We start from the raw sequence: 15,403 nt of genomic DNA on the forward strand, positions 1-15,403 counted from the left end.
GCACCGCGCGGATTTGTCGGCCGGTGAGCATCGGCGGGAAACGCATGCGCCGGGCCATCGGCCGTCGTGTGCAGCGGTGAGTTTTCGGGGGTGCGGTTTTGGCCGTCCAGGAGTATGGAACCGGCCCGGCGTGACCTAACTTCGGAGTGTCCGGGCCACGGCGGGAGGACGCGAAGGGGTCCCCCGCTCGTCGCGTCCCACCTCCACGTCGGGGCCTCGTGATACCGGCGGCGCATCGGCCCCGTCCCGCTCCCGGACGACCCCCCGGGACGTGACCAGTGCGGCCGGACGCCGACGGTGACGGAGGTGTGTCCGATGACGCAGACGCTCGACCATGGCGCGCTGGACGATGCGGCGCTCCCGGCCCGGCTCGTCTCTCTCATGCGGCCGGAGCTGCCCGGCCTCACAGAGGAGATCATCACAGGGCTCCGCCGGAACATCCCCGAGTACGCGCGCACGCTCGACGGGGCCCACGCCCAAGTCCTGCGGGCCCACGTGGAGACGCATGTGGCGGCGTTCGTCGACCTGATCGCCGACCCGTCCACCGTGCCCGAGGCGCACGACGAGGCCGCGCGGCGACTGGGGCGATTGGAGGCGCACGAGGGGCGGAGCATGGACTGCCTGCAGGCGGCCTTCCGCATCGGCGGGCAGGTCGCCTGGCGCAGGATCATGCGCGAGGTCCCTCGGTACGACCTGCCCGCCCCCGTCATGGCGCGGCTGGCGGACGTGATGTTCGGCTACATCGACCGTCTGGCCGCACTCGCCATGGAGGGCTACGTGCAGGCCACCGAAAGCCCGGCGGCCATGGCGGACAAGCGGCGCCGCGAGCTGCTGCGCCTGGTGCTCGAAGGTCCCTCGGTGCCCGCCTCGGTGATACGCGAGAAGGCGCAGGCCGCGGGCTGGACGGTGCCCGAGGAGGTCGTCCTGGTCGCCGTGCGGCCGCGGGCGCGGTGCGTGCGGGCCGCCCTGGACGGCGATGTGCTGGCCGACGTCGACGGCCCGGCGCCGCATCTGCTGGTGCCGGGGCCGTTCTCCGAGGACCGGCTCGCCATGCTCAGGGCGGCGCTCCCCGACCAGCGGATCGCGGTCGGCCTGCCGGTCGCCCCGCCCCGGGCCGCGGACTCCCTGCGCTGGGCACGGCAGGCGCTGGCGCTGTCCGCCCGCGGCGTCATCGACGACGGCCCGGCCATCCTCTGCGAGAACCACCTGGTCACGCTGTGGCTGCTGGTGGACGTGCCGCTGCTGCACCAGCTCGCCCGGCGGGAGCTCGCGCCGATGGCGGGCCTGACGTCGGCCCAGCGCGACCGGCTCACCGAGACCCTCCTGGTCTGGCTGGTCAACCGGGGCACCGCGAGCGAGCTCGGCGACCGGCTGCACATCCACCCGCAGACGGTGCGCTACCGGCTCCGGCAACTCGACCAGCTCTTCGGCGACCGGCTCCGGGACCCCGAGTGCCGGTTCGGCATCGAGGTGGTTCTGCGGGCGATGCGGCTGTGGCCGGCCGACACCTGAAAAACACGCACCCGGTGACAGTTTCGGGCGCACGCCGAAACAAGCACTACCCGCTGGACGACAGATCGGCCGTACCCGTCTTGCCGTCGATTCGCACGCCATGATGCGATCGGCTCCACACGACTCGTCGATGACAGGATTCGGTGGCGAAAAGTGCGCCTGAGACGTTCGATAAAAGTGGGCGGAGCCTTTCTGTACGTCGGCCTGGGCGCCGCCTCGGTGTTCGCCGTGTCGGTTCCCGGGCTGACAGGTCACGACGCCACGTTCGTCTCAGCGGCCGGCGTCGACGACCCCGTCCCGGACCCGGGCCCCAGTACCACACCGACGCCCTCGGAGTCTCCGACCACCGAACCGACGCCCACCGCCACACCCACACAGACACCGCCCACGGAGACACCGACGGCCACGCCCCCCGCACCGCCGACGAGGTCTCCGGCACCGGAGAAGCCCCCGTCGGGGACGCCACGGCTCTCCATCAACCTGTCGTTGTCGGCCGTGTCGGCCGCTCCGGGTGGGTCGCTGACCGCGACGGTCCGGATCTCGTCGGCGCGGGCGGCCGCGTCGCGCACCGTGGTACGGGTGACCGCCTCGGGCGCGACCGTGTCCCCCCGCTCCCAGAGCCTGGGCACGCTGGAGGGGACGCGGACCGCCACCGCCCAGGTGCTGATCCCCTCGGACGCTCGGCCCGGGAAGATCACGATCACGGCGGCGGCGACCGCCCGTCGAGCATCCGGCGTCAGCACGAGCCGCACCGTCACGATCACGGCCGAGGCCGCGTCACCGCCGCCGCACTCGGCCGCGCCCGGCACGTTCGGTCCGCCGCCGCCCGGCGGCACGACCTGGCCCGCGCCTGCCGCGAACAGCCCGGAGGTCGCGCTGCCCCCCATCGCGTCCCCGCAGGTCGCCCCCGGGTCCGTGGGCGAACCGCTGACCGGCGCGGCACTGCGCGGCGCCACGACGCCCCAGTGGACCAAGGACGACCTGGTCGCCGTGCACGCGGCCTGGCTGGCCGCGCTGGCGACCACGGGCGGGCTGGTGCTCCTCCGACTGCGGCTGGCCCGGCGCGACGACACGGCGAAGCGCCAGGCCGGCCGCCTCCAGGGCACCCCCGCCTCCCGGACCATCACCGCGCCCCGGACCACCGTCGAGCGGCCCCGTCCCGACGCCCGCTCGCCTCACCGCACCGGTGCCCCTGAAAAGAGGCGGCAGCCCATCCCAGCGCCCCCCTCCGCCGCGACCGCTTCCGGCACCTGAAATCCGCGACGGTCCGCCCCACCGAACAGACACCGCGTGACCTGCGGGCTTGTGACTACGCGTCGCAAGAGAGCTGATCACTAACGGAGTATGGCGCCCGAATGAGACATGGTGTCCTGCGCCGCAAATACACGGCGTGGGCGCAGCAGTCACAACATCCCTGGTAACGGGATTCTGGTGACGAAGTGAGCAGAGTAAGAACACTATTGCTCCGTTACGTACAAGCGCCATGCGGGGACCCTGCGCAACGCTGTAGGACAGCTCGTAACACAAGGGGTCGCTTCAAGGGTGGTGGAGACAGGTGCTGCCGAGGTTGGACACCAGGGCGTTCCAGGCCGTCCCGGATCGCGTGGTCCGTCGGCTGAGGGACACCGGGCCGACTCAGGACGCGGTGGGCGGTGGGCTCGCCCACTTCTGTGAGCTGCTGGACGACAGGGGCCACGGCGCCTGGGAGCGGGTGGGCGGCGGATACGTGGAGACCGGCCGCCAGATGGCCATCGCCGGCCTGGGCCTGGAAGAGGTGAACCGGCTGCTGCTGCGGTTGAGCCGGGTCATCTCGCACGCGATCAAGGCGGCCGAGGCGGAGCTCGACCAGGAGATCGTGGGGGCGCTGACCGACGCTCAGTTCGGCTTCCTGGAGGCGGTCTCGGCGGCGCTCCTCCAGGGCTACCGGTCGGAGTCGCCGCACGGCACCGCCGAGCGGATCCACCGGCACCGGCACCTGCTCGACCTGCTGCTCGCCGAACGGCCGCCGGACCCCGACACGGTCGCCGCGGCGGCCCGGCAGGTCGGCTGGACGCTGCCGCACACGGTCGCGGCGGTGGCGCTGCACCCGAAGGGCCGGCAGGTGACACCGCCGCTGCTGCTACCCGACGAGATGCTGTTCGACCTGGGCGGTTCACGGCCGCGCATGCTCCTGCCCGATCCGGACGGTCCGGGCCGGATACGGCTGCTGGAGCCGCTGCGGCGGGACTGGATCGTCGCGGTCGGCCCGACGGTGCCGGTGCTGGAGGCGGCCGAGTCGATGTCCTGGGCGTCCACCACCCTGGCACTGACACGGCAGGGCGTGATCCCCGACGCGGGGATCGTGCGCAGCATCGACCACGTTCCGGCACTGGTCATCCACCGGTCGCGGTCGATCCTGGACTTCGCGGGCAACTCCCGGCTCGCGGCGTTCAACGGGCTGCCCCCGGCGCAGCGCGAACGGCTGGCCGAGACGCTGCTGGCCCTGCTGGAGCACAACTTCAACGCCACCGAGGCGGGGTCGGCGCTGCACGTCCACCCGCAGACGGTCCGCTACCGGCTGCGGCACATCGAACGGCTCCTCGGAGAGGATCTGTGCGATCCGTGCGTCCGCCTGGAACTGCAGCTTCTGCTGCACGCGCAGTTGACCCCGGTCCGGTGCGAGGTCTCGCCGGCGGCGGTCACGCCCGGCGCGCCGTCCCCTGGGATCGGCGCGTGAGCGTCGTATCCGCCGCCGAGGGCACGCACACCCGCGTCGCGTACCGGCGGTTGCCCCTCGGCCAGCGCCGCGACGAGATCCTCACCGCGGCGGTCGCGACGTTCAGCACGAACCCGGAGGCCTCGATCGCCGACGTGGCGGAGGCGGCCGGGGTCTCGCGGACGTCGCTGTACCGCTATTTCGCCGACCGCCAGGAGCTGCTGCACGCCGCGTTCCGGCGGGCCGGGGACGAGCTGGTCGCGCACGTGGGCGAGGCGGTCGAGGGGCCGCCCTCGCAGATCCTCATGACGCGGCTGCACGGCTTCGTCGACCACGTCGAACGGGTCGGCCCGGCCTTCCTGGGGTTTCTGCAGGCCGGTTCGACGCTGATGTCGGAGGAGATCCGCGTGGTGGCCGAGGACGTGCGCCGCCGCATCGGCGCGATGGTGTACGAAGCGCTGCACGTCACCGAGGTGACCACGGCGTTCGACGTGACGGTCCGCTCCTGGGTCGCGGGAGTGGAGTCGGTCGTCATCGATTGGCTGCGCACGGGCCGGCCGGACCGGACCGAGCTGGAGACCCTGCTCAGCTCCCAGCTGGGCATGATGCTGATCGGCGCCGCGGCCTGGGACCCGGTGGTCGCCGAACGGCTCGAATGGTGGATGTCCGTCGAACCGCACGACGGCGTCTGGGGCCATTTCGCGCGGCGCCTGGGGGACGGTCTCAACCGCAACCTCGTCGCACACTACGCCCGACTCCTGGTCGACCGCCCCCCACACGCCGCCCCGCCTCCGCCCGCTCGGCGCACCGCGCCTTGAACGAGCGTCACCTCGTCGAGCCGCGGCGCCGCTGAGCTCCGTCTCCACTCCACGCGCGCCTCCGAACCCGCCGACCGCGTCCGCCTGCCGCTGAGCACGCCTCGACCGGCCCCATGTTCCCATGGTTCTATGTTCCACAGATTCATGGTATGGTTGCGCCAACCAAGGAGGAATGCCATGACCGTGGACAATTCAAACGTCTCTCCGACCGCCGCCTCCGACCTCGCCTCCCTCCTCGACCAGCTCAGGGGAGCCGACCTGACGGCCGCCCTCGACCAGATCGACGGCACCGACCTGCAGCGCCTCGCCCAGGACATCAACACGCCGAACGAACTGCGTCTGCTGTTGGAGGCGTCGGGCGGCGACGACGAACTCATCCAGCGGTTCCTCGCCAAGGCGGGCGCCGACGCCATGCTCGACCGGGTGTTCACGCTCATGCAGACACGGTTCATCACCGACCGGCTCGGCTCCGACAGCGGCACGGTCGAGTGGCACATCACCACCCCCGAAGGCGAGAAGGTCCACCACCTGACCATCGGCGACGGCCGGGCCGAGGGCGGCAACGGCCCGGCCGACAGGGCCCGCGTCACCCTCACGATGTCCGCGCCCGACCTGCTGCGCCTGTGCGCCGGCACGCTGGAGGCGGTGGCCGCCTTCATGAACGGCAAGATCAAGCTCTCCGGCGACATGATGTTCGGCGCGAGGCTGCCGTCCCTCTTCGACACCAGCAGCTGAGCCCCCGCCCCTACCGCCGAAGTCCCCGGCACCGACAGCGGTGACGGGGACTTCACTCGTCCCGGTAGACGCACCGGTGCCCATGGACACGCAAAATCGGGCAGCGGGCCATGTTTCCGGGATGGCGAAAAGGAGCGGTCGCGGGGTGTCTGACCTCGGGCGGATATCAGGCGATGCGCGACCGGGCAGCCGCTTCGTTGAGCACGTCACGAACGGCCCGGATCACCTCGTCCTTGCTGTCGCCTTCCATCAGGCGACCTGCGCGCCCGACAGGCGCCAGCGCCCACCAGCGTTGCGTGTGCTCCCCCCACCAGCACACGAGGTCGGGATAGCGGCTGTGCAGATCAGCGGGTTCCTCAGGGGCGGTCTCCCCACCCGGCTGCGTCGTCGGCGTCATGGCTTTCTCCAAAACCGGTAGAGCCGCCGGCTGTACTGATGTGCTGGGGACGGGTTAAGACCGGTCGGCAGAATTCCTACAGCTCGACCAGCCACTCTGCCTCACACGTCGCGCATGTGGATACGCATCAGGGCCAAGATGTCGGGTACCGAACTGGCAGTCTTATATGAATGTCATCCCCGTCCGCTCCATTCATCGGAGCGGAGGTACCGAATGCCGTCCGCTACCACTTCGACACCACGCAGGCTCGGCGAGGAAACGGGCTACCGGGATCGCGATTCGGGGTCGGGGTCGGAGGCGGGGGACGGGCCTGAGGGCCGGTGGGTGAGCTTCTCGATCTGCCGGTTGAACTCGGCCTGGATCTCGGTGTGCAGCGACCGCGCCAGCAGTCCCTGGACGGAGACCATCCCGAGCGGCCGCAGCTTCTGGATCAGGTCGGCGATCTCCGGGATGTCCTTGCGGGTGCTGTTACGCAGCACGTCGTCCAGTCCGGCGTGCTCGACGGTGAGCCGGACGAAGCGGCGGGCGATGGCGTCGCAGTCGGCGCGCAGTTCGGCGGCGATGTCGAACACCGCGCCCAGCCGGATGCCGACGGCGACCATCTCGGCGCCCACCCGCAGCAGCCGCGGGTCGGGGACCTCGTAGTCCGTGCCCGTCCAGCGGAGCAGGTCCAGCTCCTCGGCGCGCGCCAGCTCCGGGAACTCCTCCCGGGAGCGGCCCGCGAAGTCCTCCGGCGAGGAGCCCGGGTTGCACATGGCCACGACCTCGGCCAGGGTGAGCCGCTCGGGAATCTCGTCCGACCACCGGCCCGTGATCACCTTCTCCAGGCCGAGCAGGTCGGCCAGGTTGTGCCCGCGCTCGTACGCCGTGATCATCTCGGCGATGCTGGCCAGCGTGTAGCCGCGCTCCTTCATCTGGATGATCAGCCGGATCCGTGCCAGGTGCGTGTCGTCGTAGTAGCCGACGCGGCCGCGCACCCGCGGCGGCGGGAGCAGGCCCCGTTCCTGGAAGCTGCGCACATGGCGGACCGTGGTTCCGGTGATGCGCGCCAAGTCGTCGATGCGGTAAACGGCCTCGCCCGCGTTGTCCCTCGCCGACATCACCCCTGATGGCCCCCATCGACATCCTGGCCCGGCCCTCTGGATCGCCGGGCGCGGGCCGCTACGCGACACGATCCTATGCCCCATGGCTCCACGGTGAGATCGTCACTCCGCATCCGCACCCGGCGTCCTGCTCGGCACGAGGAGCCTTCGCCGACCGGCAGCACCCGCCCGCGCCCACCGTCAGACCGCTTGGCCGACCGGCGTCCCATGGAACCGCCGCCACTACAAATCCGGAGACGCCCACGCCGCCGGCGACGACCTCAACCGGCTGCTGTCGGCCGCCAACGCAGCCCTGCACGGCATCTGCCACGCCGTCTCCGACGCGCATGACCTGCCGGAGGCGCTCGAGACCGAGGCCGCCTGCGCCGCAACGCCCTGCCCGAGGCATGCGTGATCGCCGCCCGCACCGGGCCGCCGACCGTCGCCGACCGTCGCCGACGACTCGGGACAATGCGCGGGCCAAACCGCGCCCCGGGCTGCGTCGCCGCCCCTGCCGGATCTGAGCTGCGGCCAGGGCTCTGTCGCCCTTACCGTGGCGGCCCGTTCGCGCGGGGGGCGCCGGGCGGCGCGGTTCACCGAAGGCCGCTCACGCGGGTTCGCGGAGCGGCACGCCGTCCCTGGAATCGTCCTCGGCTCGGCCGTCCTGCACGGCCGTCCGCGCACGCCGGCAGGCAGTTCGTCACACGAATTTTCCGAGGTGGCCGGGTGTTACGCTGGCCGAGTGGGCAAGCAGGATGATGATGGCCGGATGGGTATTGCGGCCGCGTTGGTGCGGTCCGCGTTCCTGGTGAATGCGGTGTATGCCGAGTCGGGTCGTGAGCATGGCCTGACCCCGCAGCAGGGACAGCTGTTGTGCGTGCTGATGGCACAGCCGTACGGCATGAGCGAACTGGGCGCGATGCTGGGGCTGGCCAAGTCGAGCCTGACCGGGCTGGTGGACCGTACCGAGCGCAACGGCCTGGTGCGGCGTGAACCGGACCCGCGGGACACGCGTGCGGTGCGGGTGTCGCTGACCGCGCGGGGAAGCAGGCTCGCCGAGGAGTTCTACGCCGAGACGTGCCGGCGGATCGAGAAGCTGCCGGACGGGCTCAGCCCCGCCGAACGTGACACGCTCGTCCGCCTGCTCGGCCGGGTGGTGCTGGACAACGAGGTTCCGGTGGTGTTTCAGGCACCGGACGATGGAGCCGCCGCGGCCCGCGAGCAGTAGGGCGGTGACACCGCGTCCCACGCGACGGAGTTGACTGTTCGTGCCACGAACTAATATGTTCGTGGCACGAACAGTTTCGTCGTAGGGAGCGGTAATCATGAGTCGTACGGTGGCCGTCATCGGCGGAGGCTACGGTGGTTCGGCGGTCGCCAAGGCGCTGGACGCCGAGGCCGACGTCGTTTTGATCGATCCTCGGGACGCGTTCGTCAACGCGGCGGGGGCGTTGCGGGCGCTGGCGCAGCCGGACTGGGCGCCGAACATGTTCTTCCCGTTGGACACGCTGCTGACGCGGGGGACGGTGGTGCGCGACCGCGCGGTCTCGGTGGACCCCGGCGGCGTCACGCTGGCCTCGGGCCGCCGCGTGGAGGCGTCCTACCTGGTTCTGGCATCCGGCTCCAGCTACGCCTACCCGGCCAAGCCCAAGGCCGACTCCGCCGAGGAGGCGTTGGACGACCTGCGCCGCACGCACAAGGAACTGGCCGGCGCCGACAGGGTGCTGATCCTCGGCGCCGGGCCGGTCGGCTTGGAGCTGGCCGGGGAGATCAAGGAGGTGTGGCCGCACAAGCGGGTGACCATCGTGGATCCGGCCGAGCGGCTGCTGCCCGCCTTCCAGCCGGAGATGCTCCAGGACCTGCACCGCCAGCTCGACGAGCTGGACATCCGGCTGCGGCTGGGCACCGGACTGGCCGCGCCGCCGGCGACCGAACCGGGCCGGGCCGCGACCTTCACCGTCACCACGACCGGCGGTGAGCAGATCACCGCCGACATCTGGTTCCGCGCCCACGGCGTGCACGTCAACAGCGACTACCTGGCCGACGAGCGGCTCACGACCCGCACGCCGCTGGGCCGGGTCCCCGTCACCGAGACCCTCAACGTCCGCGGGTACGACCACGTCTACGCGGTCGGCGACATCACCGACGTCCCCGAGGACAAGAGGGCCGGGTACGCGATGCAGCACGCCGAGGTCGTGGCGCGCAACATCACCGCCCAGCTGCGCGGCGAGCAGCCCACGGCCGTCTACCGGCCCTCGCCGGACCCGATGATCCTGCTCCCGCTCGGACCGGGCCGCGGCGTCGGCCAGCTGCCGACCCCTGACGGCCCGGCGGTCGTCCCGGCCGCGACGGTCTCCGAGTACAAGGGCGCCGACCTTTTCACGGGCCGCTTCACCGAACTGTTCGGCACCGCCTGATCGCACTTCCACGTGCCGTGCACCCGCCGTGGCCGCGACGGCCTCGGGGTGCCCCTGCCGGTGAACGTCGCCGACCAGGACACCCACTCGAACGGGGGCGGGCTGCACGGCACGGCATCGCCGTCCGCGGCACGGCCGAGGCGCACGGCGAGAAGCGAATGCGGCACCGGCCAGATCACCGGCCGGCGTTCAGCCGCCGGGGCGCACCGGCGGACCCGCTGACCACCGGCCGCCGACGAACAGGTCAAGACCGTTTGCACGACCCACCAATGAAGTTCACCTCGGATGAAGGGCACAGCATTGTCCGCACAACACGTCGTCTTCGGCTTCGGCGCGCACAGCGGCATCGACCAGGCGCCGGAGCTGCTGCGCATGGCCCAGCAGGCCGACCGTGAGGGGCTCGACATCTTCTCGCTGTCGGACCATCCCTACCTGGGCGAGCGCCTGGACGCCTATGCGTCCATCGGGTTCGTCCTCGGACGCACCGAGCGCATCGCGGGGTTCGCCAACGTCACCAACCTGCCGACCCGGCCGGCTCCTATGCTGGCGCGGACGGTGACGTCGCTGTCGGCGCTGTCGGGGGGCCGCGTCGTGCTCGGCATGGGCGCGGGCGGGTTGTGGGACCGCATCAGCGACATGGGGGTGCCGCGGCTCACGCCGGGCGAGGCGGTGGACGCCTTCGAGGAGGCGATCGTCCTGGTGAAGAAGCTGTCGGGTGGCGGTCCTCCGGTCACCCACCGGGGCCGCCACTACCAGGTGGAGCAGATCGAGCCGGCTCCCGTGGCGGCGCCGCCCGTGTGGACCGGCTCGGTCGGCGCCAAGTCCCTGGCCGCCACCGGTCGGGTGGCCGACGGCTGGATCCCCGGCCACGCGGCGGACTGGCGCAGCGAGCGGTACCGCGAGTCGCGTCCGATCATCGACGAGGCGGCGGCGTCCGTGGGCCGCGATCCGCGGGAGATCCGCACGGTGTTCAACTTCCCCGGACGCATCACCGACCGGCCGCTTGCCGCCACGCGGGACGGCGACGGCCGCTGGGTCGGCGGTTCCGTCGAGCAGTGGGTCGAGGAACTGACCGGGGCGGTGCTGGAGCACGGCGCGTCGGGCTTCATCCTCTTCGCGGCCGACCACTCGACGCCGGACCCGGTGTCTCTCGGCCGCTGGGCCGGGGAGATCGTCCCGGCCGTACGCGAAGCGATCGCGAAGGAGAACGGCTGACCGCACTCCGGGACACCGAGCGGCGTGCCACCGGGACCACAGCAGCGACGCCGGGTGGCGTGCTATCGCCCCGGGGGGCGTGGCACGCCGCGGGTGCCACGCCCCCCGGGACCTCGGTCGCCCGGGCGGGGCGCGTCCGGTTCCACTGCGGCTCACCGTGATGAGGGCTCTTGGCGGCTGCGAGGCGTTGCTGACCCATGGAAGACCGGCCGGGCGTCCCGGCCTGGCGGCGAGATGCCGGCATCTGGCGTTCCGCTCGGCTCGGCGTCACCAGCGCAAGGGGAGGCGGCGGGCTTCGACGTCAGGCGATGGTCTGCCGCCAGAGGCGGGTGACGCCGCTGCGGATGCGTTGTTCGCCGAGTTCCGGCAGGAGCGCGGTGATGTGTTCCGCGGCCACGGAGGCGAGCAGGGCGTGGGCGGTGTGGTCGGGGTCGGGGGTTCCGGCGAGCAGGATCGCCAGGTGCCGGTGCCAGAACCGGTACGCGCCGATCCGGTACCTGGCGCCGGGCGCCGCGGTCTCCGACATCCGCACCAGGGGCAGGTGCTCCAGCAGGTAGTCGAGGTAGGCGTCGGCGAACGCGGCGAGGCGCTCGGCGGCCGGCGCCCCAGGGCCCAGCGGCGGCGGCCCCTGCAGGATCGCTTCCTGGAGCTCCCGTTCGCGGGCGTCCAGCAACGCGGCGGCCAGCCCTGCCTTGTCGCCGAAGCGGCGGAACAGGGTGCCCTTGCCGACGCCCGCGGCCGCCGCCACCTGGTCCATGGACACCGCGTCGGCGCCGTGTTCGCTGAAGAGCCTGGCGGCCGCGTCGAGGATGGCGGCCCGGTTGCGGGCGGCGTCTGCGCGTTCCCTGGGCGGTGGCGTGCGGAGCAGTTCCAACGGCATTGCGGAACCGGACTGCGGTCCGTTATGGTCGTGAGGCACATCCGGACTATAGTCCGATTACCTGGAAGGTGGCCACATGACCGCACTCATCACCCGCGAGGAGCTGAAGGCCGCGATCGACGCGGGCGCCGTGACGGTGGTGGACGCGCTGGGCGGCGAGTACTACGCCAAGCAGCATCTGCCCGGCGCCGTCGCCCTGGTCGCGGCCGACGTCGACGCGCAGGCCCCCGGCCTGCTGCCCGACCGCGACGCCGCGATCGTCACCTACTGCTCCAACCCCGCGTGCCCCAACAGCGGGCAGGTCGCCGACCGGCTCACCGCCCTGGGCTACACCAACGTCCGCAAGTACCGGGAGGGCATCGAGGACTGGGTGGCGGCGGGCCTGCCCACCGAGTCGGCCTGACCGGTACCACAAAGGGGGCGGCTGAGCGACGACGCCAGCCGCCCCGCTCTTGGCGCCACAGCTCGCCGCCTTCGGCGAGCGGTCCAGGCGAACCCACGGGGGGCGGCGGCCGACCAGCACACCAGGGGCCGGTCTCGCCCCGAACGCGGGAGCCTCTGCCACCGCGAGGGCGAGGCGACCAATCCGTGCAGGCCGCTCCCGCCGAAGCGCCAGCCGGGCGACCGCGCCATCCCGGCCGCCCGTCTGGAGACGCGGTTCACCCCGACGACCGAGAACCTCCCGCCACAACACCGCCGAACACGCCCCACCGGCACGACACCGTCCCTTCTATGACGGCTCAGGAGATCGGGGCGTGAGGAACAACCGCGCGAGGACGTGCGGCAAGCGCTGTGCCGCAGATAACGGGGTCACTTGCTCTCCGATCGGCAGCGCCGCAGCTCAGCGTGAGCGGTGCTGCAGATATCAGGCTGATATCTGCAGCAGGTCGTCACGGACGGCACAGGCGCACGATCTGGAGCGGATGTTCCTCAATCCCCGAGACGCAGGCCATGACCGGCCAGCGCTGACGAGCGGCCACCGCCGACCGACGCGCAGAGAAGGGATCCCCTGCGCGCCCGATGTGCCAGGCACGCGCAGAGGACCACACGAAGCGGTCTGCCACGCCACCGCAAAGCCCGCGAATCCGCATCAATACTGGCCGCACACGAGCAACGGCGCCTGACGATCGGCGAAAGACCCTCATCTGCCCACCCACACCGCAGCTGAGCTGGGCGAACTCCATCGCATGTACCGGGTTGCACGAGTCCTACCGACACCCCGGGACGTGCGAGGAGGAGACCTCAAGCGGGCAGTTTCGTGTCGATGACGAAGCTGATTTCGATGACCTGGCCGGGCAAGGTCAGTTCAGTGATGCCCACGACCGTGCTGGCCGGGCGGTGGTCGCCGAAGTACCCCAAGTTGCCCTCCGCCACCGCCGCGGCGTTCTGCCGCAGGTTCACCACGTACAAGGTCTGCGAGACGACCTGGTTCCGGGTGGCGCCGTAGTGGTCCAGGACCTTGTCCATGTTGGCGTAGGTCTGCTTGAGCTGGGCGGCGAAGTCGCCCGCGTAGAGGAACTCGCCTGCCTCATCGAACGAGAGCTGTCCAGAGACGTGGATCAGCTCGCCGGACTTGATCGCCTGCGAGTAGCCGAAGTCGCTCTCGGCCGGCACGTCGTAGTTGAAGACATCAATGGTGGCCACAGTGCATGCCCTTCCGGTTTGCTCTCTTGTAGTTACTCGGAAACTGTAGGAGAGTGAAGGTTGACATGGAAGAACGCACTTTTCGGTGACTGAGGAACCTGATGGTGACCAAGCAACTACTCAAGGACCTGCCCGAGAACGCCGACCTGCGGCGCGCGGACTCCCTGGCGCGGGAGATCTTCTCGGACATCGCCAACAAGTGGGCGCTCCTGATCATCGAGGCGCTCGGCGAGCGCACCCTGCGCTTCAGCGAGCTGCGGAACGAGGTCGAGGGCGTCAGCCACAAGATGCTCACCCAGAACCTGCGCATGCTGGAGCGCAACGGCCTGGTCGACCGGAAGGTGCACCCCACCGTGCCGCCGCGAGTCGAGTACACCCTCACCGAGCCGGGCCGGGCCCTGCGCAACGTGGTCGACGCCATATGCGGCTGGACCCACCAGCACCTCGGTCACATCGAGAGTGCACGCGGCCGTTTCAACGCCTGACGGGGGCACGCAGCGACACCCTCGCGCGTTGCGCGATTCCTTGATGGGGGGCGGAACCGGTGAAGTCTCGTAACCGTCTGGCGCGTATTTGCTGGATGGAGGGCGTGGTTGGTCACCGTGTGTGGTCGCCGGGGGCGTAGCGGCTCCAAGGGCCGGCCGCCTCGGCGGCGATGATGGCGAGGCTCTCGTCGTGGTACCGAGCATGCGAGCGACGACCGGGGCCGGGCTTGCAGGGGGAGCTAGCGGATCGCGGAGGTGCGGGCACTGGCCGGTGGGAAGCGGAGATCACGCAGTCACTGCCGGATGGTGTCGGGGTGGAGCGGCTGGTCTGCGCGGCGTCCGGGGAACAGCCAGCGAACTGTCGGGGTTGGTGGCGGTCTTGGTGTTCGAGCCAGGTCAGGAACTCCGCGGACTTGCGGATCTTGTCGCGGGCGGTGTGAACGCGCGCTGCCCCCAGCGGTGTGCGGGCTCTGTCAGCCACGAATCTGGTTACTAACCGTGATCGAAGGCGTTGTGAATGTAAAGGGGCTGGGGTCACTCACAGACGAACTCACGGATTTGCCTGAGCTTGTCCTGCGCTTCAGACGCGCCGACGTCGCGGAGTCCTGATCGCCCCTGTCACTTGGGTGGAGGGCGGTGAGCAGTTCAAGGCGCTCGGCGTCCTCGGTGCCGGGCTCCGCGGTGTAGACCATGATGCGGAGGTCGCTGCCCGCCACGTTGAGCACGTCACAGTCGAGCGTCACCGTGCCGACATCGGGATGGACGATCGTCTTGCGGGCCGCATCGTGGTGACCGGCGACACCGGTCTCCCACAGTTCCGCGAATTTGTCGCTGTGCGCGCGCAGATCCGCGACCAGCCGCTTGAGCCGCTGGTCGCCCGGGTAGCGCGCGGTGACCGCACGAAGGTCGGCGACCAGCGCGGCCTGCAGGGCGTGCCGTGACTCCGGGGTGAGCCGCACCCGGTCGCTCAGGCCGAGGAAGTTGCGCCACACCCCGTTGCGCTCGTGCCCGTTCCAGCCCGCCGGATCACCCATGAGGGCGGCGTAGGGCGGGTTGGCCACGAGCAGTGTCCAAGCCGCGTCGAACACCGCGACAGGAGTGCCGGTCAGCCGGTCCAGCATGCGCCGCACACTGGGAGTGAGTTCGCAGGGCACGCACTCTGCCCGGGGCGGCTGGAGTCCGCCCAGCCGGAACAGGTGTGCGCGCTCGGCGGCCGACAGGCGAAGGGCCCTGGCCAGCGCTTCAATGACCTGCGCCGACGGGTTGGTCGCGCGGCCCTGTTCAAGGCGGGTGATGTAGTCGGCCGAAATGCCCGCCAGTTGGGCGAGCTCCTCGCGGCGCAGCCCCGGGACGCGTCGTTGGCCGCCGGGGGGCAGTCCCGCGGCCTCCGGCGAGACCCGATCGCGCCACCGGTGCAGGGCCCGCCCGAATTCCGTCGTCCCCATGTCCTCCAGTATGTCCGCCCGGTCGCACCGCCTAGTACCGGCATTCCTAGGAAGCCCAGGCGTCTGGCTGGTCGTCCC

General features: G+C 71.0%; 16 protein-coding genes. 10 read left to right on the forward strand and 6 right to left on the reverse strand.

Annotated features, from left to right (window positions below; all coding sequences use genetic code 11):
• Nucleotides 1-315: 315 nt before the first annotated feature.
• Nucleotides 316-1,512, forward strand: coding sequence for a PucR-like N-terminal domain-containing protein (locus ABD811_RS00480; RefSeq protein ID WP_344939159.1), 1,197 nt, complete (start codon nucleotides 316-318; stop codon nucleotides 1,510-1,512).
• 251 nt (nucleotides 1,513-1,763) lie between these two features.
• Here the strand turns inward: ABD811_RS00480 and ABD811_RS00485 are convergent, their stop codons facing one another.
• Nucleotides 1,764-2,081: a hypothetical protein gene (locus ABD811_RS00485; protein ID WP_344939162.1), complete on the reverse strand. Its 318-nt coding sequence runs from the start codon at nucleotides 2,079-2,081 to the stop codon at nucleotides 1,764-1,766.
• Nucleotides 2,082-2,091: 10 nt separating this feature from the next.
• Here ABD811_RS00485 and ABD811_RS00490 point away from each other — a divergent pair, with 10 nt between their 5' ends.
• From ABD811_RS00490 to ABD811_RS00505, 4 genes are all read left to right on the forward strand, one after another.
• Entirely contained in the window at nucleotides 2,092-2,766 is a 675-nt protein-coding gene (locus tag ABD811_RS00490; protein WP_344939165.1) for a hypothetical protein, read from the forward strand.
• A 301-nt stretch (nucleotides 2,767-3,067) separates the two neighbouring features.
• On the forward strand, nucleotides 3,068-4,228 hold the full coding sequence (locus ABD811_RS00495) for a helix-turn-helix domain-containing protein (protein WP_344939168.1): 1,161 nt from the start codon (nucleotides 3,068-3,070) through the stop codon (nucleotides 4,226-4,228).
• Nucleotides 4,225-5,025, forward strand: coding sequence for a TetR/AcrR family transcriptional regulator (locus ABD811_RS00500; RefSeq protein ID WP_344939171.1), 801 nt, complete (start codon nucleotides 4,225-4,227; stop codon nucleotides 5,023-5,025). The genes ABD811_RS00495 and ABD811_RS00500 overlap by 4 nt, the downstream gene beginning before the upstream one ends.
• 177 nt (nucleotides 5,026-5,202) lie before the next feature.
• Nucleotides 5,203-5,760 (forward strand): SCP2 sterol-binding domain-containing protein, encoded by a 558-nt coding sequence (locus ABD811_RS00505; RefSeq protein ID WP_344939174.1) that lies wholly within the window; start codon nucleotides 5,203-5,205, stop codon nucleotides 5,758-5,760.
• Nucleotides 5,761-5,926: 166 nt separating this feature from the next.
• Here the strand turns inward: ABD811_RS00505 and ABD811_RS00510 are convergent, their stop codons facing one another.
• Together ABD811_RS00510 and ABD811_RS00515 are read right to left on the reverse strand one after the other, a co-directional pair.
• The gene (locus tag ABD811_RS00510; RefSeq protein ID WP_344939178.1) at nucleotides 5,927-6,157 is read right to left on the reverse strand and encodes a hypothetical protein; all 231 of its coding nucleotides are present in this window, start codon (nucleotides 6,155-6,157) and stop codon (nucleotides 5,927-5,929) included.
• Nucleotides 6,158-6,420: 263 nt separating this feature from the next.
• Nucleotides 6,421-7,257, reverse strand: coding sequence for a MerR family transcriptional regulator (locus ABD811_RS00515; protein WP_344939181.1), 837 nt, complete (start codon nucleotides 7,255-7,257; stop codon nucleotides 6,421-6,423).
• A 724-nt stretch (nucleotides 7,258-7,981) separates the two neighbouring features.
• On the opposite strand from ABD811_RS00515, the gene ABD811_RS00520 reads away from it, so the two are divergent.
• The 3 genes from ABD811_RS00520 to ABD811_RS00530 all read left to right on the forward strand — a co-directional run bounded on the left by ABD811_RS00520 (nucleotide 7,982) and on the right by ABD811_RS00530 (nucleotide 10,871).
• Nucleotides 7,982-8,467, forward strand: a complete 486-nt coding sequence (locus ABD811_RS00520) for a MarR family winged helix-turn-helix transcriptional regulator (RefSeq protein WP_344939184.1) — start codon at nucleotides 7,982-7,984, stop codon at nucleotides 8,465-8,467.
• A gap of 97 nt (nucleotides 8,468-8,564) precedes the next feature.
• Complete coding sequence (locus tag ABD811_RS00525; protein WP_344939186.1) at nucleotides 8,565-9,656, forward strand: NAD(P)/FAD-dependent oxidoreductase; 1,092 nt, start codon at nucleotides 8,565-8,567, stop codon at nucleotides 9,654-9,656.
• Nucleotides 9,657-9,956: 300 nt separating this feature from the next.
• Nucleotides 9,957-10,871: an LLM class flavin-dependent oxidoreductase gene (locus ABD811_RS00530; RefSeq protein WP_344939189.1), complete on the forward strand. Its 915-nt coding sequence runs from the start codon at nucleotides 9,957-9,959 to the stop codon at nucleotides 10,869-10,871.
• A gap of 301 nt (nucleotides 10,872-11,172) precedes the next feature.
• Here ABD811_RS00530 and ABD811_RS00535 read toward each other — a convergent pair whose 3' ends face one another.
• On the reverse strand, nucleotides 11,173-11,751 hold the full coding sequence (locus ABD811_RS00535) for a TetR/AcrR family transcriptional regulator (protein ID WP_344939192.1): 579 nt from the start codon (nucleotides 11,749-11,751) through the stop codon (nucleotides 11,173-11,175).
• Nucleotides 11,752-11,827: 76 nt separating this feature from the next.
• On the opposite strand from ABD811_RS00535, the gene ABD811_RS00540 reads away from it, so the two are divergent.
• Complete coding sequence (locus tag ABD811_RS00540; protein WP_344939195.1) at nucleotides 11,828-12,154, forward strand: rhodanese-like domain-containing protein; 327 nt, start codon at nucleotides 11,828-11,830, stop codon at nucleotides 12,152-12,154.
• A gap of 839 nt (nucleotides 12,155-12,993) precedes the next feature.
• Here ABD811_RS00540 and ABD811_RS00545 read toward each other — a convergent pair.
• Nucleotides 12,994-13,395, reverse strand: a complete 402-nt coding sequence (locus ABD811_RS00545; RefSeq protein WP_344939198.1) for a RidA family protein — start codon at nucleotides 13,393-13,395, stop codon at nucleotides 12,994-12,996.
• 101 nt (nucleotides 13,396-13,496) lie between these two features.
• On the opposite strand from ABD811_RS00545, the gene ABD811_RS00550 reads away from it, so the two are divergent.
• The gene (locus ABD811_RS00550; RefSeq protein ID WP_344939200.1) at nucleotides 13,497-13,880 is read left to right on the forward strand and encodes a winged helix-turn-helix transcriptional regulator; all 384 of its coding nucleotides are present in this window, start codon (nucleotides 13,497-13,499) and stop codon (nucleotides 13,878-13,880) included.
• 473 nt (nucleotides 13,881-14,353) lie between these two features.
• Here the strand turns inward: ABD811_RS00550 and ABD811_RS00555 are convergent, their stop codons facing one another.
• Entirely contained in the window at nucleotides 14,354-15,325 is a 972-nt protein-coding gene (locus ABD811_RS00555) for a helix-turn-helix transcriptional regulator (protein ID WP_344939204.1), read from the reverse strand.
• Nucleotides 15,326-15,403 lie beyond the last annotated feature (78 nt).

The organism is Actinomadura miaoliensis (assembly GCF_039536785.1).
Lineage (GTDB): Bacteria > Actinomycetota > Actinomycetes > Streptosporangiales > Streptosporangiaceae > Spirillospora > Spirillospora miaoliensis.